At 66.8% G+C, this 21,597-nt stretch carries 21 protein-coding genes; 9 read left to right on the forward strand and 12 right to left on the reverse strand.

Translation table 11 applies throughout. The features are described from left to right. Positions 1 to 31 precede the first annotated feature (31 nt). The 3 genes from GJG85_RS25895 to GJG85_RS25905 form a co-directional block, all read right to left on the reverse strand. Positions 32 to 1,117, reverse strand: coding sequence for an ATP-binding protein (locus tag GJG85_RS25895; protein WP_204383980.1), 1,086 nt, complete (start codon positions 1,115 to 1,117; stop codon positions 32 to 34). Beyond that, positions 1,114 to 1,851 carry a response regulator gene (locus GJG85_RS25900; RefSeq protein ID WP_050017144.1) on the reverse strand — a complete coding sequence of 246 codons (738 nt, stop codon included), beginning with the start codon at positions 1,849 to 1,851 and terminating at the stop codon, positions 1,114 to 1,116. Before GJG85_RS25900 ends, GJG85_RS25895 begins: the two co-directional genes overlap by 4 nt. Positions 1,852 to 2,226: 375 nt before the next feature. After that, entirely contained in the window at positions 2,227 to 2,382 is a 156-nt protein-coding gene (locus tag GJG85_RS25905; protein WP_006483086.1) for a DUF3309 family protein, read from the reverse strand. A 201-nt stretch (positions 2,383 to 2,583) separates the two neighbouring features. On the opposite strand from GJG85_RS25905, the gene GJG85_RS25910 reads away from it, so the two are divergent. The 6 genes from GJG85_RS25910 (at position 2,584) to GJG85_RS25935 (ending at position 8,140) form a co-directional block, all read left to right on the forward strand. Beyond that, positions 2,584 to 3,258 (forward strand): histidine phosphatase family protein, encoded by a 675-nt coding sequence (locus tag GJG85_RS25910; protein ID WP_050017143.1) that lies wholly within the window; start codon positions 2,584 to 2,586, stop codon positions 3,256 to 3,258. 19 nt (positions 3,259 to 3,277) lie between these two features. After that, complete coding sequence (locus tag GJG85_RS25915) at positions 3,278 to 4,309, forward strand: phosphotransferase (RefSeq protein WP_050017142.1); 1,032 nt, start codon at positions 3,278 to 3,280, stop codon at positions 4,307 to 4,309. Between the two features lie 50 nt (positions 4,310 to 4,359). Continuing rightward, a complete protein-coding gene (locus GJG85_RS25920) occupies positions 4,360 to 5,124 on the forward strand; it encodes an SDR family oxidoreductase (protein WP_050017141.1) in 765 nt (254 codons plus the stop codon). Between the two features lie 7 nt (positions 5,125 to 5,131). Then, entirely contained in the window at positions 5,132 to 5,890 is a 759-nt protein-coding gene (locus GJG85_RS25925; protein ID WP_089489968.1) for a glucose 1-dehydrogenase, read from the forward strand. Positions 5,891 to 5,928: 38 nt separating this feature from the next. Next, positions 5,929 to 7,173 carry an acyl-CoA dehydrogenase family protein gene (locus GJG85_RS25930; protein ID WP_089489969.1) on the forward strand — a complete coding sequence of 415 codons (1,245 nt, stop codon included), beginning with the start codon at positions 5,929 to 5,931 and terminating at the stop codon, positions 7,171 to 7,173. 61 nt (positions 7,174 to 7,234) lie between these two features. Then, entirely contained in the window at positions 7,235 to 8,140 is a 906-nt protein-coding gene (locus GJG85_RS25935; protein WP_050017138.1) for a LysR family transcriptional regulator, read from the forward strand. Positions 8,141 to 8,191: 51 nt separating this feature from the next. Here the strand turns inward: GJG85_RS25935 and GJG85_RS25940 are convergent, their stop codons facing one another. The 4 genes from GJG85_RS25940 to kdgT form a co-directional block, all read right to left on the reverse strand. Beyond that, complete coding sequence (locus GJG85_RS25940) at positions 8,192 to 9,328, reverse strand: J domain-containing protein (protein WP_089489970.1); 1,137 nt, start codon at positions 9,326 to 9,328, stop codon at positions 8,192 to 8,194. A 180-nt stretch (positions 9,329 to 9,508) separates the two neighbouring features. Beyond that, a complete protein-coding gene (locus tag GJG85_RS25945) occupies positions 9,509 to 11,893 on the reverse strand; it encodes a DNA polymerase II (protein WP_204383981.1) in 2,385 nt (794 codons plus the stop codon). Between the two features lie 79 nt (positions 11,894 to 11,972). Further along, positions 11,973 to 12,269: a hypothetical protein gene (locus GJG85_RS25950; RefSeq protein WP_050017120.1), complete on the reverse strand. Its 297-nt coding sequence runs from the start codon at positions 12,267 to 12,269 to the stop codon at positions 11,973 to 11,975. 139 nt (positions 12,270 to 12,408) lie between these two features. Beyond that, positions 12,409 to 13,428 (reverse strand): 2-keto-3-deoxygluconate transporter, encoded by a 1,020-nt coding sequence (kdgT, locus tag GJG85_RS25955; protein ID WP_204383982.1) that lies wholly within the window; start codon positions 13,426 to 13,428, stop codon positions 12,409 to 12,411. Between the two features lie 221 nt (positions 13,429 to 13,649). Between kdgT and GJG85_RS25960 the strand changes: the two genes are divergently transcribed. Beyond that, entirely contained in the window at positions 13,650 to 14,009 is a 360-nt protein-coding gene (locus GJG85_RS25960) for a hypothetical protein (RefSeq protein WP_239469000.1), read from the forward strand. Positions 14,010 to 14,027: 18 nt separating this feature from the next. Here GJG85_RS25960 and GJG85_RS25965 read toward each other — a convergent pair whose 3' ends face one another. Next, complete coding sequence (locus GJG85_RS25965) at positions 14,028 to 15,632, reverse strand: EAL domain-containing protein (RefSeq protein WP_089490026.1); 1,605 nt, start codon at positions 15,630 to 15,632, stop codon at positions 14,028 to 14,030. A gap of 425 nt (positions 15,633 to 16,057) precedes the next feature. Between GJG85_RS25965 and GJG85_RS25970 the strand changes: the two genes are divergently transcribed. Continuing rightward, positions 16,058 to 16,354: a hypothetical protein gene (locus GJG85_RS25970; protein WP_204383983.1), complete on the forward strand. Its 297-nt coding sequence runs from the start codon at positions 16,058 to 16,060 to the stop codon at positions 16,352 to 16,354. A gap of 22 nt (positions 16,355 to 16,376) precedes the next feature. Here the strand turns inward: GJG85_RS25970 and GJG85_RS25975 are convergent, their stop codons facing one another. Then, the gene (locus GJG85_RS25975) at positions 16,377 to 16,685 is read right to left on the reverse strand and encodes a hypothetical protein (protein WP_050017116.1); all 309 of its coding nucleotides are present in this window, start codon (positions 16,683 to 16,685) and stop codon (positions 16,377 to 16,379) included. A gap of 335 nt (positions 16,686 to 17,020) precedes the next feature. Between GJG85_RS25975 and GJG85_RS25980 the strand changes: the two genes are divergently transcribed. Beyond that, entirely contained in the window at positions 17,021 to 17,551 is a 531-nt protein-coding gene (locus GJG85_RS25980; protein ID WP_050017115.1) for a YcxB family protein, read from the forward strand. Between the two features lie 74 nt (positions 17,552 to 17,625). Here the strand turns inward: GJG85_RS25980 and GJG85_RS25985 are convergent, their stop codons facing one another. The 3 genes from GJG85_RS25985 to GJG85_RS25995 form a co-directional block, all read right to left on the reverse strand. Further along, positions 17,626 to 19,251: a histidine-type phosphatase gene (locus GJG85_RS25985; protein WP_176016733.1), complete on the reverse strand. Its 1,626-nt coding sequence runs from the start codon at positions 19,249 to 19,251 to the stop codon at positions 17,626 to 17,628. 182 nt (positions 19,252 to 19,433) lie between these two features. Beyond that, on the reverse strand, positions 19,434 to 19,868 hold the full coding sequence (locus GJG85_RS25990; RefSeq protein WP_050017113.1) for a phosphatase: 435 nt from the start codon (positions 19,866 to 19,868) through the stop codon (positions 19,434 to 19,436). 326 nt (positions 19,869 to 20,194) lie between these two features. Further along, the gene (locus tag GJG85_RS25995; protein WP_050017112.1) at positions 20,195 to 21,553 is read right to left on the reverse strand and encodes an NAD(P)/FAD-dependent oxidoreductase; all 1,359 of its coding nucleotides are present in this window, start codon (positions 21,551 to 21,553) and stop codon (positions 20,195 to 20,197) included. Positions 21,554 to 21,597: the final 44 nt, after the last annotated feature.

Raw genomic sequence — 21,597 nt, forward strand, 5'->3', positions numbered from 1 at the left:
AACCGCGCGCGTCAGCGGCGAGGCTCGCGCGTTACGCCGCGAAGCGCTCGCCTTCGGGCGTCGGCACGAGATCGTCGGGCCACCGCACCTCGAACCGCGTGCCGCCCGCGCCGGTCGGCAGGCACAGCGCTTCGCCGCGATGGGCATGCGCGATCGCCGCGACGACGGCGAGCCCGAGGCCGGTGCCGCCGGGTTGCGACTCGTCGACGCGCCGGAACGCCTGGAACACGTGCGGCGCGAACTCGGCCGGGATGCCGGGGCCGTCGTCCTCGACGCGCAGCCGGCACATGCCGTCTTCGATGCGCGTCTGGATCCGGATCGCGCCGGGCGCCGCATGGCGGCGCGCGTTCTCCAGCAGTGCGAGCAACGCCTGGCGGATGCGGACCGGGTCGCAGCGCATGCGCCGCGGGTCGAGATCGAGTTCCGGATGCTGGCCGGCGGCCTGCAGCGCGTGCGCGAACACGTCGACCACCGCGCGCACGTCGGCGGCGAGATCGGTGTCGCGGATCTCGATGCTCAGATGGCCGCTGTCGGCGAGGCTGACCACGCGCAGATCCTCGATCAGACGCGTCAGCCCTTCGACCTGTGCGAGCAGGCTGCGGTACAGCGCGTCGCTCGGCGTGAACACGCCTTCGGCGAGCCCCTGCAAGCGGCCGCGCAGCACGGTCACCGGCGTGCGCAGTTCGTGCGCGATCGCCGCATTCCAGAAGGTTTGCTCGTCGGTCACGCGCTGCAGTTCGCTCGCGAGCGCGTTGAAGTTGTCGGCGAGCAGCGCCGCTTCCTTCAGCGAACGGTCGCCGGCGACCGCGCGCGCGCCGAGATCGCCGCGCGCGACGCGGCGGATGCTGTCCGTCACCGAATTCAGCGGCACGAGGATGCGGCGCGACAGGTTGATCGCGACGATGACCGCGATCAGCAGGCCGACCAGTGTGGTCGAGGTGATCCACACCCACTCCGGCCCGCTCGGGAGCCAGCTTTCCGGCTTGAACGACTCCGGCGAGTACTGGTACAGCAGGTAGTAGAACGCGTAGGCCGTCACGACGATCAGCACCGTGACGCCGAAGGCGATCGCGCCCATCGTCAGCGCGATCTGGCGGCTCAGGCCGTCTAGTCTCACTCGCCGCTCCACAGTTTGTAGCCGACGCCGCGCACGCTGGCCGGCACGCCCGCGACGCCGAGATCGTCGAGTTTCTTGCGCAGCTTGCTGACGTGGCTGTCGACCGTGCGCTCCAGCGCATCGCCTTCCGGCAGGCAGGTCGCCATCAGCTCGGCGCGGCTGAACACGCGGCGCGGCGCGCGCGCGAGTTGCGCGAGCAGCTTGAATTCGGTGAGCGTCAGCACGAGCGTGTGGCGCGCGCCGTCGACTTCGACCGTCGCTTCGTGGTGCTCGAGATCGATCTCGAACGGCGCGGCGCGCAGCACGCGCTGCTCTTCCTGGCGCGAGCCGGCCATCGACCGGCGCAGCACCGCCTGCGCGCGCGCGACGACTTCGGCGGGGTTGAACGGCTTGACCACGTAGTCGTCGGCGCCGATGCGCAGCCCGGTCAGCTTGTCGATGTCCTGGTCGAGCGCGGTCAGCATGATGACGGGCGTGTCGCCGCGGTGGCGGATCTCGGCGAGCACCTTCCAGCCGTCGACGTGCGGCATCTGCACGTCGAGCAACACGAGGTCCGGCTTCAGCGACAGGTGGAGTTCGAGCGCGCGGCGGCCGTCGGCGGCGTGCACGGTGCGCAGGCCGTTGCGCGCGAAATAGGCGGTCAGGATCTCGGCGATCTCGGGTTCGTCTTCGGCGATGAGGATGAGCGCTTGCGCGCCTTGGCCGGCGCCGGGAGATGAGGGAAATTCGGGCATGGCCACTCGTTCGGATTCAGCGGGGTTCCATCGAATCGCCATACTACCGTACGGCCAAATCCATCGAATGAAGACGAACGGGGCGCGCGAGTTGACGCGCAAGGCGCTCTGTTGCGCGATGCAGATGGATTATCCGGTGACGCACCTGCACATCGGCGAGACGTTGTGTTCGCAAGAAATGGCGCACCTGATCATGCGCCGCACCTGTGCGTGTCCGTGGATGGCTGGACCGCAAGCGAGCGGACGCCCAAGTAAGCGTACGCGATGCCGTCGCGTTTTCCTTTACGGCTTACTTTCGCGTGTAAAGAAGTCACGGCGGCAGATCGGAAGTCGATCGGAACGCGCGTGCCCATGCAGCGGCACGCGCGGCCGTGTTCAGATGCGACCGAGCAGCACCAGTATCACGACAATGACGACGATCAGCCCGACGGTCCCCGATGGCCAGTAACCCCAGCTTCGGCTGTGCGGCCATGCAGGAAATGCTCCGATGAGCAGCAGAATCAGAACGATGATGAGGATCGTACCGAGCATCGCATCCCTCCAGAATTTATTCGACACGGTGTGCGCTGTCGCAATTCGCGTGCCGCGACGTGGGGACAGATGAAACCGGCGCAAGCGCATCGTATGAATCCGCGTAATTCATGCGATGAATACTGTTTGATTCAGAAAATAAATTTCAAAAATGCACGCCCGGTCGCTATGCTGGGCCTTCGTTTTCCTCAGGCGAGCGCAATGGCTGAACTTTTTCTGGTACGGCATGGGCAGGCGTCGTTCGGCACCGACGACTACGACCGGCTGTCTGCGGCGGGCGACCAGCAGGGCGTGTGGCTCGGCGAATACTTCGCGCGGCAGGGCCTGACGTTCGACCGCGTGATCTGCGGCACGATGAACCGCCATGCGCAGACGGTCGCCGCGATTCTGCGCGGGATGGGCCGCGAAGGCGTCGTGGTCGATCGCCATCCGGGCCTGAACGAATACGATTTCCACGGGCTGTTCGCGGCAGCCGCCAGCGACTATCCGGAGATCGCGCGGCTTGCGGCCGGCTCGATGAAGGAACACTTCCGCGCGCTCCGGCAGGTGCTGCAGCTGTGGACCGAGGACAAGCTCGGCGAGGCGGCCCCCGAAACCTGGGCCCATTTCCAGCAGCGCGTGGCCGACGCGCGCGCGGCGATCCGCGAGGGCGGCGGCCAGCGCGTGCTCGCGGTGAGTTCCGGCGGCCCGATCGCGGTCACCGTGCAGCAGGTGCTCGCCGCGCCGCCGTCGAGCGCGATCGCGCTGAACCTGCAGATCCGCAACAGCAGTCTTTCGCAGTTTTTCTTCAACGCCGACGCGTTTCACCTCGCGTCGTTCAACGGCATCCCGCATCTGGAGGACCCCGAACGACACGCGCTGCGCACCTACGGCTGACCCACGAACGATCGCGACGATGACGAATCCTTCCCAGCAACTCGACGTAGCCCGCCTTACGCGCTATCTGGAAACCCACGTGCCGGGCTTCGAAGGCCCGGTCGACACGGAGAAGTTTGCCGGCGGCCAGTCGAATCCGACTTTCCTGCTGAATGCGAAGAGCGGCCGCTACGTGCTGCGCCGCCAGCCGCCGGGCGAACTGCTGAAATCCGCGCACGCGGTCGACCGCGAATTCCGCGTGCTCACCGCGCTGTCGGGCACCGCGGTGCCGGTCGCGCACCCGTATCACCTCTGCGTTGACCGCGACGTGATCGGCAGCCTGTTCTACGTGATGAGTTTCGAGGACGGCCGGATCTTCTGGGACCCCGCGCTGCCGGAACTGCCGAAGGCCGAGCGCGCGACCTGCTACGACGCGCTGCTGCAGACGATGGCCGCGCTGCACGACGTCGATGTCGACGCGGTGGGCCTCGCCGACTACGGCCGGCCGGGCAACTACTTCGAGCGGCAGATCGGCGTGTGGACGAAGCAGTATCGCGCGGCCGAAACCGGGCGCCTCGACGCGATGGAGACGCTGATCGACTGGCTGCCGAAGGCATGCCCCGAGGACACGGGCCGGCCGGCGCTGGTGCACGGCGACTTCCGGATCGACAACCTGATGTTCGCGCGGGACGGCTATCGCGTGCAGGCCGTGCTCGACTGGGAACTGTCGACGCTCGGCAACCCGCTCGCCGATCTCGCGTATTTCTGCATGTGCCTGCGGCTACCGTCCGGCGGCCAGGTGCGCGGGCTCGCGGGCCAGGATCGTGCCGAACTCGGCATTCCGGACGAAGCGGCGATCGTCGCGCGCTACTGCGAACTGCGCGGCATCGCGCCGATCCGCGACTGGCATTTCTACCTCGCCTTCAGTTTCTTCCGGCTAGCGGCGATCGCGCAGGGCGTGAAGGCGCGCGCGTTGCAGGGCAACGCATCGAGCGAGCAGGCGCTGCGCGTCGGCGAAATGGCCGGCCGGCTGGCCGAACTGGCCGTCGGCGTGATCGACGCGCATCGCTGATATCGCCACGCGGCGACACGACAACTCAATCAATGGAGGAGCACAGCAACATGGCAACGAATCTGTTCGACCTGACGGGCAAGATCGCGCTGGTGACGGGCGCGAGCCGCGGCATCGGCGAGGAAATCGCCAAGCTGCTCGCGGAGCAGGGCGCGTACGTGATCGTGTCGAGCCGCAAGCTCGACGACTGCCAGGCCGTGGCCGACGCGATCGTCGCGGCGGGCGGCCGCGCCGAGGCGCTGGCGTGCCACGTCGGGCGCCTGGAGGACATCGCCGCGACGTTCGAGCACATCCGCGGCAAGCACGGCCGCCTCGACATCCTCGTGAACAACGCGGCCGCGAACCCGTATTTCGGGCACATCCTCGATACCGATCTCGCCGCGTACGAGAAGACCGTCGACGTGAACATCCGCGGCTACTTCTTCATGTCGGTCGAAGCCGGCAAGCTGATGAAGACACACGGCGGCGGCGCGATCGTCAACACGGCATCGGTGAATGCGCTGCAGCCGGGCGACCGGCAAGGCATCTACTCGATCACGAAGGCGGCCGTCGTCAACATGACGAAGGCGTTCGCGAAGGAATGCGGGCCGCTCGGCATCCGCGTGAACGCGTTGCTGCCGGGGCTCACGAAGACGAAGTTCGCGGGCGCGCTGTTCGCGGACAAGGACATCTACGACGCGTGGATGACGAAGATCCCGCTGCGTCGCCACGCGGAGCCGCGCGAAATGGCCGGCACCGTGCTGTATCTCGTGTCGGACGCGGCGAGCTACACGAACGGCGAATGCATCGTCGTCGACGGCGGCCTGACGATCTGAGCGCACGATGAGACTCGACAGCTACGCCGGCCAGGCCGTGATGATCACCGGCGCCGCGAGCGGCTTCGGCGCGCTGCTCGCGAGCGAGCTCGCCGCGATGGGTGCGCGGCTCGCGCTCGGCGACCTGAACGGCGATGCGCTCGAACGCGTGGCCGCGCCGCTGCGCGCGGCCGGCGCTGACGTCGTCGCGCGGCACTGCGACGTGCGCGTCGAAACGGACGTCGCATCGCTGGTGCATGAGGCCGTCGCGCGCTTCGGGCGGCTCGACGTCGGCATCAACAACGCGGGCATCGCCCCGCCGATGAAGGCGCTGATCGACACCGACGAAGCCGATCTCGACCTGAGCTTCGCGGTGAATGCAAAAGGCGTGTTCTTCGGGATGAAGCACCAGATCCGCCAGATGCTCGCGCAGCGCGAGGGCGTGATCCTGAACGTCGCGTCGATGGCCGGGCTCGGCGGCGCGCCGAAGCTGGCCGCGTATGCGGCGTCGAAACATGCGGTGGTCGGGCTCACGAAGACGGCCGCGCTCGAATACGCGCGCCACGGCATCCGCGTGAACGCGGTGTGCCCGTTCTACAGCACGACGCCGATGGTTACCGACAGCGAGATCGGCGAGCGCCAGGATTTTCTGGCGCAGGGCTCGCCGATGAAGCGGCTCGGCCGGCCCGACGAAATCGTCGCGACGATGCTGATGCTGTGCGCGCAGGAAATCACGTATCTGACCGGGCAGGCCGTCGCCGTTGACGGCGGCGTCTCGGCCTTCTGAACCGAACGAACGGAATACGGAATCTCGAGGAGTCGATCATGGACTTTGGCTACACCCCGAAAGTGGAAGCACTGCGCGAACGCGTGAGCGCATTCATGGATGCGCACATCGTGCCGCGCATCCGCCAGTGGAACGAAGAGGTGCACGCCGGCAAGTATCCGGTGTCGTTCATGGAGGAACTGAAGGAGCGCGCGAAAGCGGAGGGGCTGTGGAACCTGTTCCTGCCGCACCTGAAGGACGACGAGCCCGGCATGGGTCTGACGAACCTCGAATACGCGCCGCTCGCCGAAATCATGGGGCGCGTGAGCTGGGCGTCGGAAGTGTTCAACTGCAATGCGCCGGACACCGGCAACATGGAGCTGCTGCACATGTTCGCGACGCCCGAGCAGCGCGAACAGTGGCTGCTGCCGCTGCTGCGCGGCGAAATCCGCTCGGCGTTCGCGATGACGGAGCCCGACGTCGCGTCGTCGGATGCGACCAACATCACGACACGCATCGAGCGCGCGGGCGACGAGTACGTGATCAACGGCCGCAAGTGGTTCATCACGAACGCCGCGCATCCGAACTGCAAGATCTTCATCGTGATGGGCAAGACCGATCCCGAGGCCGAGTCGCACCAGCAGCAGAGCATGATCCTCGTGCCGCGCGACACGCCGGGCGTGACGGTCGTGCGCAACATCACGGTGGTCAATCACCACGCGCCGGAAGGGCACTGCGAGATCACGTTCGACAACGTGCGCGTGCCGGCGCGCAACCTGCTCGGTGAGGAAGGCAGCGGCTTCGCGCTCGCGCAGGCGCGCCTCGGGCCGGGCCGCATCCATCACTGCATGCGCTCGATCGGCGCGGCCGAGCTGGCGCTGGCGCTGATGGTCGACCGCGCGCAGTCGCGCGTCGCGTTCGGCAAGCCGCTGAACCGGCACGGCACCGTCGGCGAATGGATCGCGCGCTCGCGTATCGAGATCGACCAGGCACGCCTGCTGGTGCTGAAGGCCGCGTGGATGATCGACAAGGTCGGCGCGAAGGCCGCGCGCAAGGAGATCTCGATGATCAAGGCGCTCGTGCCGACCGTTTATACGGACGTGTGCGATCGCGCGATGCAGGTATTCGGCGCAGCGGGTCTGAGCCCCGATACGCCGCTCGCCGACCTGTGGACCTGGGGCCGCGCGCTGCGCTTCGCCGACGGCCCGGACGAGGTGCACCTGCAGGCGATCGCGCGGATGGAGATCAAGGACGGCGAACTCGGCTCGACCGCGCCGTACCTGACGCCGCCGCCGCGCGGCTGAGCGGGGCGACATGGACGAACGAATGGCGCCCGCCGTAAGATCTCGGCAAGGAGATCCGGCGATGCGCCTTTCGAAGATTGATCTGAACCTGTTCGTCGTATTCGAGGCGATCTACAACAAGCGCAACCTGACGCGCGCGGCCGAGGTGCTGAACCTCACGCAGCCGGCCGTCAGCAACGCGCTGGCGCGGCTGCGCAAGACGCTGAACGATCCGCTGTTCGTCAGCACGCCGGCCGGGATGATGCCGACGCCGATGGCCGAGAACATCGTCGGCCGCGTGCGCGAGGCGCTGCAACTGCTCGATTCGAGCGCGCACGAAGGCGACGTGTTCGATCCGGCTTCGTCCGAGCGCGTGTTCCGGCTCAGCATGAGCGACCTGACCGAAGCGCTGCTGCTGCCGGCGCTCGGCGAGCTGCTACAGACGCATGCGCCCGGCATGCACGTGCGCAGCTACACGATGGACCGCCGCGAGGTCGCGACCGCGCTCGCGAACGGCTCGGTCGACATCGCGATCGACGCGCCGCTGATCGGCGATCCGCATCTGCACCAGGCGCTGCTCGTGCAGGACCGCTACGCGTGCATGATCCGCGACGATCATCCGTTCAAGGGCGACACGCTGACCCTGGACGACTACCTGTCGATGGGGCACATCCACGTATCGAGCCGCCGCAAGGGCAGCGGGCACGTCGACGCGGAACTGACGCGGCTCGGGCTGCGCCGCAACATCCAGATGCGCGTGCAGCACTACATGGTCGCGCCGCTGATCGCGATGCGCGGCGATCTCGCGCTGACGGCGCCGCTGCGGTTGCTGCAGCGCTATCCGGCGCGCATTCTGGAACTGCCGTTCGAGATGCCGGGACTCGATTACTTCTGCTACTGGCATCGCAGCGCCGATCAGGATCAGGGCAGCCAGTGGCTGCGCGGGCAGTTGATGGCGCTGATGGGCGGGATCGGCGAGGTGCGGTGAACGGTGGGGCGTGCGCGTCGCAAGTTCGCCCGCGCTTGCCGGCTCGATGGCTCAATACGAATCGTCGTCGAAGCGCGACGCTGCGGGCCGGCGCTTCAGGTCCTTCAGCCAGTCGCGGACCCTGTCCGGATCGTCGAACTCGCGCAGCGCGACGGTCAGGTCGTGGTTGCTGCGCTGCATGCCGGCAATGTCGCGCGTCAGCATGCGCATCACCGTATCGGGCGCGACCTTGGTGGACGACGCGATGCCGTAGGTTCGCCTGAAATCGTTCTCGACGTGCCCGATCTCCTGGTCGAGCTCGCGGAGCTGTTCCTCCAGGATGCCGTTGTAGTGCGTCAGCCGCGCTTCGCTCAGGCCGTCGATCGCGCGCCGGTCGATCTGTTCGATCTCCAGTTGCAGCTCCAGCAAGTGCAGGAGGTTGCCTTTCGCATACGCGTGGTTGACACGCTGCATCAGCACGGTCTTGCGCGCCTGTTCCTCGGGATCGGTTTCGCGATCGGGATGCAGCGCGCTGGCGAGCTTGCGATAGACGTCGCGGAGCGACTTGCTCGATTCGGCCTGCTCGGCTTCGCGTCGCGCCTGCGCGGCCGATTGCCGGGGCGCTTTCTTGCGCTTCGCGCGTTGGGCTTCGCGGGCCTCGTGGGCGGCCATGTCGCGCGTGTACTGTTCGTCGAATTCGGCTTGGATGCGGGCGGCGAGTTCGTCGGGCGACAGCGTGTCGAGATCGTCCGCTGGTTCGGCGGCGGGTTCCGTTTCCGGTTCCGGTTCCGGCTTCGTCCGTGCGGAGGCCGTCGCTGCGGCGCCGTCGTCGTCGTCGGACGGGCAGTGCCGGTTGTAGATGATTTTCAACGTCGCGTCGTCGCTGACGCCGAGCAAGTCGCGCGCCATGTCGGCGATCAGCGCGGATAGCGCGCGCTGCTCGGCTTTGCTCAGACCTTTCTGCAGGAACGCGTCGTCGAGCAGGTTGAGCAACCGGATTCGCAACGCCGTCGACGCCTGTTCGAGCGGCAGCAGCGCGTCGACGAACTTTTTCTGGAAGGCCGGCATGACCGCGTCCCATGCGCCGAGCCGCTCGCGCCGCGCCTCGATCTGCTCGACGAGCGCATTGAAGGTTTGCTGGGCTTTCGACAGGCTGGCTGTCTCGTGGCCGGGTGCGATGGCGACCGCGGCACCGCGACGTGCGGTCATGATGAGTGTCCTCCGGCCGCGGCGGGACGCGCGGCAGGCCGGTATTTTAGCCGCATGCCTGCGGGGCGGCGCGGAATGGGGTGCTTCCCCGCAGCGATCGGCGGCGCGTCGGCGCTTCACGGCGGGCACGGCCAGCGCGCCGGAATCCGCGCCCGGTGCACCGTTCGGCCCATCGGCCCGTCAGTCGCCGAACAACTGCCCCTGCCCGGAGATCACGCGTTCGAAATCGTCGCGCAGGAACGGCAGGATCGCATCGGCGACGGGCTGAAGCTGGCGGCTCAGGTAGAACGCATAGTCGATCGGCGAGCGCATCGTTTCGAGCGGCTCGGGGCCGGCCGTCGTCATCACGTAGCTGATCCAGCCGCCGCGCTGATACTGCAGCGGCCGGCCCTGCGCATGATTGAACTCGTCGGCGATGCGCGCCGCGCGCACGTGGGGCGGCACGTTCCGTTCGTATTCGCGCAGCGGCCGGCGCACGCGCTTGCGGTACACGAGCTGATCGTCGAATTCGCCGGCCAGCGTGCGGCGTACGTAGTCGCGAATGAAATCCCGATACGGCTCGCGCCTGAACACGCGTCGGTACAACTCGCGCTGAAACTGCTGCGCGAGCGGCGTCCAGTCGGTGCGCACCGTTTCGAGCCCCTTGAATACGAGATCTTCGCCGCCGCCGGCCGTCGCCGCGAGCCCCGCATACCGCTTCTTGCTGCCTTCTTCCGCGCCGCGCACGGTCGGCATCAGGAAGCGGCGGTAATGCCGCTCGTATTGCAGCTCCAGCGCGCTGTCGAGTCCGAACTGTTCGCGCAGATGGGCTTGCCACCAGCGGTTCACGTGCTCGACGAGCGCTCGACCCTTGGCGCCGGCTTCGTCGTCGTCATGCGCGCGGCCGAGCCACACGAACGTCGAATCGGTATCGCCGTAAATCACTTCGTAACCCTGAGCTTCGATCAGTTGACGCGTGCGGTGCATGATCTCGTGGCCGCGCATCGTGATCGACGACGCGAGGCGCGGGTCGAAGAAGCGGCAGCCCGTCGAGCCGAGCACGCCGTAAAACGAATTCATGATGATCTTCAGCGCCTGCGACAGCGGTGCGTTGCGCTGCCGCTTCGCGTCGTCGCGGCCTTCCCACACGCGCCGCACGATGTCGGGCAGGCAGTGCGCGGTGCGCGAGAAACGCGCGCCGAGAAAACCGGGCACCGATGCGTCGTCGCCGGGATGCGCGAGCCCCTCGATCAGGCCGACCGGATCGATCAGGAACGTGCGGATGATCGACGGATAGAGGCTCTTGTAGTCGAACACGAGCACCGAGTCGTACAGCCCGGGGCGCGAATCCATCACGAAGCCGCCGGGGCTGTTCTGCCCCGTCACGTCGCCGAGGTTCGGCGCGACGTAGCCGAGTCGATGCATGCGCGGCAGGTACAGGTGCGTGAACGCCGCGACCGACCCGCCGGTGCGATCGGCAGCCAGCCCCGTGACGCTCGCGCGTTCGAGCGCGAAGGACAGCAGGTCGGCCTTGTCGAAGATGCGCGTGACGAGCTCGCAATCCTTCAGGTTGTAGCGCGCGAGCGCGGGCTTGTCGTGATCGAAGCGGCGCTGGATCTCGTCCATCCGCTGGTACGGATTGTCGATCGACTTGCCTTCGCCGAGCAGCGATTGCGACACGTATTCGAGGCTGAACGACGGGAAGGTCCACGTCGCGGATTTCAGCATGTCGATGCCGTCGAGGATCAGCCGGCCGGCCGCGCCCGCGAAGAAGTGGTCGGGCTGCTGACCGTGCGCGCGCCAGTCGAGCACGCTGCCGCCGCGCCCGAGTTTCAGCGGCACGCCGTATTGCTCCGCGTGCGCGTGCAGGATGCGCAGGTCGAACTGCACGAGGTTCCAGCCGATCACCGCGTCGGGCTCGTGCTCGTCGAACCAGTCGTTGAGCCGCGCGAGCATCGTGGCGCGGCTGTCGCAGTAGTCGAGGTTGAAGTCCAAGGCGCCTGCGCTGCCGCTTGCGTCGCCGTTCGGCGGCCCGAGCATGTAGACCTGTCGTTGCCCGCAGCCTTCGAGCGCGATCGAGTACAACTCGCCGTGGACGCTGGTTTCGATGTCGAGCGACACGCAGCGCAGCGCCGGGCGATAGCCGGTTGCGGGCTTCAGCTCGCCGCCGGTGAGCGTGCCGTCGCGGCCGGGCTGGCCGCGAAACTGGACGCATGCGGTGATGAAGCGCTCCATCGCGTAGCGGTCGGGCGGCTGCACGTCGGCTTCGTAGACGTCGACACCGGCGGCGGCGAGCCGCTTCTGCAGCCCGGACAGATGGCGATAGCGCTTGCAATAGAGGCCGACGACCGGGCGCTGCCGGAAGTCGCGCAGCGCGAGCGGGCGCAACTCGGCCTCGCGCTCGCCGGCCAGCGTGCGTTCGGCGAGCGCCTGCTGTTCGGCCGGAATGAACGCGACGGCTTCCTGCGGGCGCAACCGTACGCGGCGCGGACCGTGTTCGGTTGCCAGCCAGAACTCGATCTCGATGCCGGATGCGGTGTCCCGCCAGTGGCGGGTGAGGATGAAACCCTGCTCGAACGCCGTCAAAACGCTTGCTCGTCGTGGATGCTCAGGCGGCGGATTTTAGCGCCTGGAAGCGCTTCGCGCCGGCGGCGGCCGTCTGGCATCAGGTGGCAGGAAGGCGGAGCGCGACGCGCCATCCCGTCTGGGCCGCATCGATCGGCTGCAGCAACCAGCGGCGCGCGGCGATCGTATTGCGCTTCTGCGTGACGTATTCGTCTACCGCGAGTTCAAGGGTATCGTCGCCGACGCGGGACAGTGTCGCGGCGGCGCCGGAGCCGTCCGCGAATTCGATGACGGCGGGATGCGGCTGGGCGGTGCGCGGCGCATCGCGGTCGAGCGTCACGATGCTGCCCGGGTAGAGGTGCGAATGGTTTGTCCGCAGCAGGACGGCAGTGGGCATGAAAAGCGCTCCGGAAAACGCCGGCCTGGGCGACGTGAGCCGGCTTCCGGAGCCTACATGAAGGTGAGCGTTTGCGGGATCATGGCTGGCAGACGCCAGGATGTGCGGTGCCTGAGGCCAGACTCGAACCGGCACCGCCTCAAACATGCCCCTCATGCTCGATCGCCCCGCCATGCGCCGCCCGCGTCGCGACTCTCACCGGCACCCCGGAAGCCCTCGCCGCCCGCTTCGCCCACATCGCCGTCAGAATCGGCACGAGAATCGCCGTCACGAGGCACGCGGTTGCGACGATCGCCGTCGCCGCCGGCACCATCGGCTTGAACTTCGGGATCATCTCGCCGATGATCGCCGGGTTCGCGACCGCGGCGCCGGCCGTCGACGACGCGGCCAGCCCGGCCGTCCCGTTGCCGCCGCCCAGGAACTTGTCCGCCAGAATCAACGGCACGCCCGTCACGACGATCACCGCGAGCCCGAGCGCGATACCCGGCAGCCCGCTCTTCGCGATCACGTTCAGATCGATGCCGTTGCCGAGCGCGAAGCCGAAGAACGGGATCAGCGGATGGACGCAGCGCCCGAACAAGTCGCGCAGCTGCACATCGAGATTGCCGAGCGTGAAGCCGATCAGGAATGGCAGCACCGCGCCGACGAAAAGCCGCGTCTCGAACACCGCGACGCCGGCCGCGCCGAGAATCAGCATGCTGACGAGCGGCCCCGATTCGATCGACATCAACACGAACGCACCGGCTTCTTCCTTGGTGCCGTATTGCTGCATCACGGCCGCATAGAGGCCGCCGTTGGTCATGTCCATCGACGTCGTGATCGCGAGCAGCGACAGGCCCGCGAACAGGCCCGTGCGGATACCGTCGTCGGGGATGAACCGCGCGGCGATCAGCGTCGCGAGCCATGCGACCACGATCTTCGTCGCGAGCAGCGTGCCCGATTTGCGCAGCACGACGCCCGTCGCGCGCAGGTCGATCGTCGCGCCCATGCAGAAGAACCAGACGGCGAGGATCGGCACCGTGCCCGCGATCAGGCCGTTGGTGAACGAGCCGAAGTACTTCCCGGCGTTCGGGGCGAACGTGTGCACGCACGCGCCCAGCAGCATCGGGACCAGCATGAGCCCGCCCGGAATGCGGTCGATGGCCTGTTTCAGCTTCACGTCTCCTCCGTGGACGTCGATGCGTCCCGTTGTCGAATGATGTCTGCTGACTGACTATAGGACATGATTCGGAACGGTGGTCCGTTTTTATGCGTTTCGATGGTCGTCGTATCATCCGGAAGCGACGACCGTCGCGCAGGATTGAGCGAGTGCCGGCCGCGAACCGGCAAACCGAGAAAACGATAGGGCGTAGCGGGCGAATGATGAAGATGAAAACGACGATGCGCATCGGCATCGCGATGCTGGTGCTCGGTGCGAGCGTGGGCGCGAACGGCGCGCACGCAAAGAGCGCGGTCGATTGCGGGAAGCTCGACGCGGCCACGAGCGGCCCGGACGACAACTTTCGGCCACCGGCGTCCGGCACGGTCGTCGGCACGGGGCGCGCGTATTTCTACTCTGCGCCCGACGCGCAGTGCATCACGAAGCGTACCTTCATCGTTCCTGGCGATTCGGTGACCGTCTACAAGTCGCACGGGCGCTGGTACAACATCATGTACGTGAACGGCAAGACCGGCGACGACGTCGAAGGATGGGTCGAGCAGGATCGCGTGCGCGTCGGCGGTCAATACGGCGCGCAGTAGTCGCCTTCGGCGTCGCCGCTACACCGTCGCCCATGCGACGTCGCGCTTCAGGTTCTTCGCGCGCAGCGGCCGCTGGTACAGGTATCCCTGCGCGTACTGGATCCCGACCGCATGCAGCGCGCGATGCTGGGTTTCCGTCTCCACGCCTTCCGCGATGATCTTCATGCCGTAGTGGTGCGCGACGGTCGCGATCCCTTCGATCAGCTTCTCGCTGCCGCTGTCCAGTTGCGAGACGAACTGTCGATCGATCTTCACGTAGTCGAAAGGGAAGCGCGACAGCATGTCGAGATTGCTGTGATGCGTGCCGAAATCGTCGATCGCGAACTTCGCGCCTTTGGATCGCAGCGCCTGGAAGATCTCGGTGGTGCGCGCGTTCTTCTCGAGCAGGATGCGCTCGGTGACTTCGAGCACCAGCGTGAAGCCGGGCGGCAGCGCGCGGATCGTTTCCTCGACGACGGCCACGAACCGCGCGCGCTCGAGATCCCGCGGCGCCACGTTCACGGCGATGCGCAGCGGCGCGGACGGCGTCAGCGCGGTCAGCTCGGACACCGCCGTGCGCAACACGAATTCGGTGACCTTCGGCAGCAGCGTGCTCGATTCCACCTGCGGGATGAACACGGCCGGGCTGATGGCCCCCCACTTCGGATGGTGCCAGCGCAGCAGCGCCTCGACGCCGACCGTCCTGCGCGTCTGCACGTCGACGATCGGCTGGTATACGACATGGAATTCGTTGCGCCTGAGCGCGTGGCGCACGGCCTTCAGCAACAGCCGCCGCGGCGCCATCGCGAGCAGGTAGGCGGCCATCACGAGGCTGTCGGCCAGCAGGACGATCGTCGCGCAAATCAGCCGGTCGTGGCGCTGGACCTGTGACGCGTAGCGCGCCGATGCGACGACCGACACCTTGAACGGCCAGCGCTGCGACGCAATCGTGCTGCCGCCCGTGGGGCCGGCGTCCGTGTCCGGCGCGAACGTCCCGTGCTGATCGAGGCGGCCCGACCCCGCGATCGACAGCGTGGCCGTTTCCGCCCCGTTGGCGGTGCCGAGGGCGAGCGCGTCGGCCACGTAGTCGCCTTCGATCAGGTACAGGACGCCCGCGCCGCGCGCAGTGGCGCGGAATGCGTACAGCACCGGAATGCCGCGCTGGAACGCCGTCTGGCGCAGCAGCGTGACGGTCATCGATCCCGGTTCGGGCTCGCGCGCATACTTGACGAGCGGCACGTCGATCGAGCCGAGCGCCGACGAACATATGACGCGGCCGTCGTTCACCAGCGCGACCGCACGCAGATAGCGCAGGCGAGTGCCCACTTCGGCCAGCGTCCGGAACACCGTCGCGCACGGCTGTCCGACCAGCGCGGTCAGCTCGTCCGCGTGGCGGAGGCGCACGCCGTCCAGGATGCGGTCCACGGAAGCCACGATGTCGTGGGCCACGGCGCGCTCATGCGCGGTGACGGTATCGCGGGCGTAGCGGTCGGCCAGCACGATCGCGAACGCGGGCACGAGCACGCAAATGATCACGGCGGCGAAAAGGACGACGCGCGGCCACGCGCCGCCGCGGTGGAAAAGATGCGTCGAGCCGGGCGGGAGCGCCCGTAATCCCGCGGTTGCCTTTGGTGTTGTACGCATGGCGTGGCAAGTCGAACCGGTCGGTGCGCCGACGGCGCGCAAGCCGCATGCCTGATTCGGACCATGCGGCTTGCGCGCCGGTTTCGGGACGCCGATCGAGTCGGGCGTCGCGACGGCATCCGCTCGGCCAGTCGCGATCAGCCATTCATCTGGCAGCATTCCTTAAGAACATGCGCACATTCGGCATGTATCTCGATGTAACGTACCGAAAAAAGCCCCGGCCGCACGGTGCGTGCAGCCGGGACAAAAGACACCGTCTCTTGGCACGAGGATGGTGCGTGGCAAGTATAAGATGCGGCGCGCCATTACGTAATATCGTTGTCTAAAAATTGATGATGTTTCGGGATTGCGTCTCGAAAAGAAACATTTCAATAGGGCGCCGTGGTCGGCAATTTGCCGCCAGCGCGTCAAACCGGAGCGTTGCGATGAAAGAAAATGCCACACCGACGGTCATCGTGACCGATGGCGCCGCCGCGGCGGACGGCGGTTCGCTGTGGATCCGGATTTCGGTGGACGGGGAGGCCCGCGACTATTCGCTCGATCGCGCGCTCGCGTCGCGTGGTACGCCGCGTTACGACAGCATCTGCGGCGCGCACGGCGTGCTGTCGGAAAGAGAGCGACGGGAATTGCGGGGGTTGCTGGCGCGCATCGCCGACCCCGCGATGTGGGCCGGCATCGTCGGCACGTTCATCCAGGTGCTGACGCGCCCCGACGAGCCATGAACGATGCGGTGCCGGCGGCGCGTCAGAAGTCGTTGCGCATCTTGTGGAGCAGGCCGCTGGGCGACTGGTGCGTGTCCACGGCGGTGAGGACATCGGTCACGAACCACGGCAGGTTCAACTGCGTATCGGAATCGCCGACGCAGACGCGGATCGGCGGCGCGCTGGACGGCGAATGGGCGCCTTGCGCGGCATCCCGCGACGGCACGCAATTTTTCGCGTAGGCCTGAACCGGAACCGGCGCGATGCCGGAGGACGCACCGGCGAAGGCCGGCGCGGACACGCCGATGGTGGCAAACAGGGTCAGGGCAGCGGCAAGGGCGACGCGTTTCATGAGGGTTCTCCGGCGATGCACGTTCGACCATGCGAGCCGTCGTGAGTTCGTGGGCGCAACATGCGAGTCACTTCCCCGAACAGACTGCTGGCCGCGTACAATGCCGGCCGTCCGCGTCTGCCGCTCGCCGCAGGCCGCCCCACTGCCGCGGCGACTCGCCGCACGGGTGTCGTTCCACGCATGTATATTGTCGCCGTGCATCGATCGGCCGGCGATATCGCGCCGCTTCGTTTGCACGTCTCTGTGCGCGCGCACTGCCAACCCGCCCGAGCGCGGTGCTCGCGGCGAAGCGTCCAGAGCAATTACAAGAACCAGAGAGCGTTCCGAGCCCGCCCATGAGCGATACCGAAGTCGTTTTTCAAATAACCGCGGACGATCTCGTCCACGCCTACCGCCTGCATCTTTGGCGCAGGTACAACTGGAAATACCTGCTCAAGTCATTTGCGATCGGTGCGATCGTGTACATCGTCCTGCTGGTCGGCGGCGTCCGGATAGCAAGCGGACATTTTCCGGAATGGCGCTATGTCTGGATGGCCGCGGGAATCGCGGCTGTCGTCGCGATCGGCGTGCCCATCCTGAATCATCTGATACTGCCGCGCGCAGGTCGCAAGATTTACGACCAGCAAAGGACGCTTCATCAGGTTCACACGGTCATTTTCCAAGGCGACCGGTTCATTGTCGAAACGCCGACTTCGCGCGACGAAATTCACTACGCGGATCTCATTCACTGGGGCGAGGATCGTCAAATGATCCTGCTGTATCAGTCATCGGTGATGTTTCGCGTGGTACCGAAGCGCGTGCTGAACGACGGACAAGTGGCATTCCTGTATCGAGTGCTGCTTCAGAACGGCGTGCACAAAGTCTAGCGGGCCGTGGCCGGACGGCCTGCGCCGTCCGGGTTTCGACGCGCGCTTGCGGCCAGAAGGCCCCGCGCATCCCATCACTGATACCCGTAACACTGCTTCAACCCCGCGTAGTCGTAGAAGTGGCTGTCCGGCGCGATCTTCGCGCCGTCGCACGCGGCCTGGAAATCCGTCTCGCGCTCGTTGTACAGCATCTTCACGATGAGGCGCGATCCGTTGCGATAGACATCCCACTGCATGTTCGCGGCCATCGGCGACACCTGGTCGCCGCGCCACGGATTGTTCGCATACGTGTACGTCTGCGCCTGAGGCGTCGGCACGAACACGTTCTTCAGGTTCATGATCGACGCGAACGGAATCACGATCTCCGCATGCGTGAAGCGCAGCTTCGCGGCGTGCGTCAGGTCGCCGCGCGCGATCGCGTCGACTTCGCCGAAGAAATCGTCCTGCAGCACCTTCGCCATCCGGTACGTCACCGGGTTCGCTTCCTGGATGCCGGGCCCCTTCTGATAGTAGTCCTCGGCATCCTGCAGATACGCGAGATACTGCGCCTGCTCCGCGCCGATGTACTTTTCCATCGTGACGCCGCCGGTTTCCGCGGTCATGGCCGGCGCCACCTGCAGCAGGTTGTACAGCACGTTCACCGCATCGACGGCGGTCGCGATCTTCGTCTTGCCGTCGCCTTTCAGCGTGTTGGTGAACTTGCCATCCGTCGACGTGAACGCATAGGTGCCGGTGTTCGCGAATGTGTAGCCGTCGGCGCCGAGCTTCGCGATGAAGGCCGGCGACACGAGCGCGGACAGCACCGTTTGCGCGACGTCGGCGGCCTGCGGCGCGGCCTTGATCGCCTTCAGCTTCGCGGCCACCGTCGCGTCGTTTGCATAGGTCTGGTACGCCTGGCTCGCCTGATAGGTCGCGTAGTACGGATCGCTCGTGTCGGTCACGAGATCGGTGGCCGGCTTCAGCGAATGGAAATACAGCAGGAAGCGGTTGGTGCCGGCCGGCTGCGCGACCGGTGCGCTCGCCGGATAGCCGGCCGGCGCGGCCGGCAGCGTGATGGCCGGCGCCAGCGCCGGCTGCGCGGCAACCAGTGCCGCCGAGAAATACGTCGAACTGTCGACCGCGCGATCCTGACCCGAGTTGACGACGACCACCTGCCGGTTGCCCGCCGCGAACAGCGCGGGTAGCCGCTGCGCGAGACGCGCGGCAAGTTGCTGATGTTCGCGGATGCCGGTTTGCGTGAGGTTGCCGTACCCGGGTGTCGAGATGCCCTGTACGCCGTAGCCGAGCAGCGCATTGGCCTTCATCATCGCGTACGTGTCGGCCTTGAGCTGCACGCCGAGCGGCGTCAGCGCGCCGTCGGCCTCGGCCTTGACCAGCATCGCGTAGATCGCGCCGTCGTATTTGAAGCCCGACAGCCCGCGCGAGCCATGACGGGCGACGAGTTCGGTATAGACGGGCGCGTAGCCGGCCGGCGGCGCTTCGTACGTCGCGGCGTCCTGCTGCGGGCGGTACGGCGTCTTCGTCTGGTAGTAGGTCGCGGGTGCCGGAGTCGGCGTGGGCTGAGGTTGCGGCTGCGGTGCGGGCGCCGTGCCGTTGTTGTCGGCCGACGTGGCGGGCGGCGTCGAGTCATCCCCGCCGCAAGCGGCGAGCAACAGGCAGGCAATCGCGAGGGCGGTGGTGGTGCGGGTCGGGCGTGTCATCGTGGCGGGCAACGGACGGCACGATGCGCATGCGCGTCGCGCCGTCTCCGGGGCAATGTGGTCGAACCCCGAAGTGTTGCAAGCGACTTTGACAGCAGAATGTCAGAATGCGGTCGGACAATTGTCGGATTGCCGCCGAATCGACGATGATGGCCGGCCACGGCCGGCCCGTGTGCGGGCGTTCAGTGCAGCCCGGCCGATGCGATCGAGCGCACTGTATCGGTGATGTTCACGCAGCGCGACAGCCCGAAATGCTCGGCTTCACGGCGTTCCGGTTCGCTGCTCGCGATCCCGACCGCGCGCTCGCGCGGCACGCCGAGCGCTTGCAGCGCGACATCGAACGGATGCTGATTCGATCGGGAGTCCTGTTGATTGGTGTCCGTGACGACGACCGAGAAGCGGTCGAGGTTCGCGCGGCCGAACTGGCCTTCGAACATGTCGTTGAGCCGCGCGGCCGGCAGCGTCGTGACGAGACCGAGTCGATAGCCTTCTTCCGATGCGCGGTCGAGCCACTGGATGATTGCATCGCGCTGATGGCGCGATTCGCGCGAATCCGGGGTTGCTTCGATCTGCGCGAATGCTGCGTCGAGACGGGTGACGATGGCTTCGATGACCACGGTGATTCCTTTTCAGAAACGTGATGATCCGTTCGCCGACGGGAATGCCACACACCTTAGCGTCGATCCGGAAAACGCGACCAATTAATATTTTTAGCCGACTCATACGATTCGACTAATGAATGGGGCGGCAAGCCAGAGCGGGCGCGGGCTGTGTGTCGCGCGGCATGCCCCGCATGAATGGAATCGTGTCGACGGCGTTCAACGTGATGCACCAGCGTGGCGCGCATGGTGAATGCATCGAGCATATGCATATAAAAAAACGACATATCGAGCGATGCCGGCCCGATATGCCGCGTTGCGATGCCGTGCGCGAACAGGTGCGATCAGTGCAGCTTGATCGACGGCTGGTTACGGCTTTGCAGCCAGTGGCTCAGCGACTGGAACAGCGCGCGCTTCGCGCCGACCACGCTGAACAGGTGCTTGCGATACAGGAACTTGTACAGCCCGATCGCCGCGAGCCCGTCGACGATCAGCGAGCGCGAGCGCACGCCGATGTCCGCCTGGTACACGGCGCCCGCCTGCCCGAGCGACACGACGGTGCCCGCGTCGTGGAACGTGAAGCCGGCCACCGGCTTGCCGGCGATGCGGCGCGCGAACGCGTTGACCAGATACACGGCCTGCTGGTGCGCGACTTGCGCACGCGGCGGCAGGCACCCGCTTGCACCGGTCGACGGGCACGCGGCGCAGTCGCCGAACGCGTACACGTGCGGATCGTCGGGCGTCTGCAGCGTGTCGGTCACGATCACCTGATTCGACCGGTTGAGCGCGATGTCGCCGATGTTTCGCAGCATCGCGGGGCCCGCGACGCCGGCCGCCCAGATCGTGATGTCGCTCGCGAGGCGTTCGCCGGTCGCCGTCGTCACGGCGTCCGCGCCGACTTCCGCCACGCGCGTGTCGGTCAGCACGTCGACGTTCAGCGCGCGCAGTTGCGCGTGCATCTTGCCGGACAGCCGTTCGTCGAGCGCCGGCAGGATGCGCGGGCCGCCTTCGATCAGCCGGATGTGCACGTCGCGCGCGGACACCAGCGCCTTGAAGCGGTACGTCGTCAATTGCTGGATCGCGTGCCGCAGCGCTGCGGCCAGTTCGACGCCCGTCGCGCCCGCGCCGATCACGTTGATGCAGATCGGCGCCACGCGCCGCGCGGGCTGCTGCTCGGCGACGTGATTCGCCTTCGTGCAGGCGGCAAGGAACTTGCGGCGGAAATCCTCGGCCTGGTCGAGGTTTTCGAGGGGCAGCGCATGGCGCTCGGCGCCCGGCACATTGAAGAAGTTCGTCACGCTGCCGACCGCCAGCACGAGATCGTCATAGTCCAGCGAGCGCTGCGGCAGGATTTCCGTGCCGTCCGCATCGTGCACGGCCGCGATCGTCGCCGTGCGCGCCGCGCGGTCGACCCACTGCAGCGCGCCCTGCACGAAGCGGAAGCCGTGGCGCTTCGCCTGCGCTGCGTATTCGATCGTGTGGGACGCCGGATCGCGATGGCCCGATGCGGCTTCGTGCAGCAGCGGCTTCCAGAAGTGCGTCGGATAGCGGTCGACGAGCACGATCTCGGCCTGCCCGCGGCGTCCGATCGTATCGCCGAGACGCGTCGCGAGCTGCAGGCCGCCGGCGCCGCCGCCGACGATCACGATGTGCGGCAGGCGCGGTGCGCGGTCCATTGCAAGGGTGGGCGTGGTGTTGTCCATGTTGGGCTCCCGCTGAATGACGATTCGGATGACATTGCTCAAGA

It is taken from the genome of Burkholderia sp. MS389 (assembly GCF_016899425.1).
Lineage (GTDB): Bacteria > Pseudomonadota > Gammaproteobacteria > Burkholderiales > Burkholderiaceae > Burkholderia > Burkholderia sola.

Excerpts from the sequence above, each read along its gene's own strand:
- GJG85_RS25925 (WP_089489968.1), top strand. The coding sequence starts at position 5,132 with ATGAGACTCGACAGCTACGCCGGCCAGGCCGTGATGATCACCGGCGCC.
- GJG85_RS25905 (WP_006483086.1), bottom strand. The coding sequence starts at position 2,382 with ATGCTCGGTACGATCCTCATCATCGTTCTGATTCTGCTGCTCATCGGA.
- GJG85_RS25930 (WP_089489969.1), top strand. The coding sequence starts at position 5,929 with ATGGACTTTGGCTACACCCCGAAAGTGGAAGCACTGCGCGAACGCGTG.
- GJG85_RS25975 (WP_050017116.1), bottom strand. The coding sequence starts at position 16,685 with ATGAAACGCGTCGCCCTTGCCGCTGCCCTGACCCTGTTTGCCACCATC.
- GJG85_RS25965 (WP_089490026.1), bottom strand. The coding sequence starts at position 15,632 with ATGCGTACAACACCAAAGGCAACCGCGGGATTACGGGCGCTCCCGCCC.
- GJG85_RS25940 (WP_089489970.1), bottom strand. The coding sequence starts at position 9,328 with ATGACCGCACGTCGCGGTGCCGCGGTCGCCATCGCACCCGGCCACGAG.
- GJG85_RS25920 (WP_050017141.1), top strand. The coding sequence starts at position 4,360 with ATGGCAACGAATCTGTTCGACCTGACGGGCAAGATCGCGCTGGTGACG.
- GJG85_RS25985 (WP_176016733.1), bottom strand. The coding sequence starts at position 19,251 with ATGACACGCCCGACCCGCACCACCACCGCCCTCGCGATTGCCTGCCTG.
- GJG85_RS25980 (WP_050017115.1), top strand. The coding sequence starts at position 17,021 with ATGAGCGATACCGAAGTCGTTTTTCAAATAACCGCGGACGATCTCGTC.
- GJG85_RS25910 (WP_050017143.1), top strand. The coding sequence starts at position 2,584 with ATGGCTGAACTTTTTCTGGTACGGCATGGGCAGGCGTCGTTCGGCACC.
- GJG85_RS25950 (WP_050017120.1), bottom strand. The coding sequence starts at position 12,269 with ATGCCCACTGCCGTCCTGCTGCGGACAAACCATTCGCACCTCTACCCG.
- GJG85_RS25960 (WP_239469000.1), top strand. The coding sequence starts at position 13,650 with ATGCGCATCGGCATCGCGATGCTGGTGCTCGGTGCGAGCGTGGGCGCG.
- GJG85_RS25970 (WP_204383983.1), top strand. The coding sequence starts at position 16,058 with ATGAAAGAAAATGCCACACCGACGGTCATCGTGACCGATGGCGCCGCC.
- GJG85_RS25915 (WP_050017142.1), top strand. The coding sequence starts at position 3,278 with ATGACGAATCCTTCCCAGCAACTCGACGTAGCCCGCCTTACGCGCTAT.
- GJG85_RS25995 (WP_050017112.1), bottom strand. The coding sequence starts at position 21,553 with ATGGACAACACCACGCCCACCCTTGCAATGGACCGCGCACCGCGCCTG.
- GJG85_RS25900 (WP_050017144.1), bottom strand. The coding sequence starts at position 1,851 with ATGCCCGAATTTCCCTCATCTCCCGGCGCCGGCCAAGGCGCGCAAGCG.
- GJG85_RS25935 (WP_050017138.1), top strand. The coding sequence starts at position 7,235 with ATGCGCCTTTCGAAGATTGATCTGAACCTGTTCGTCGTATTCGAGGCG.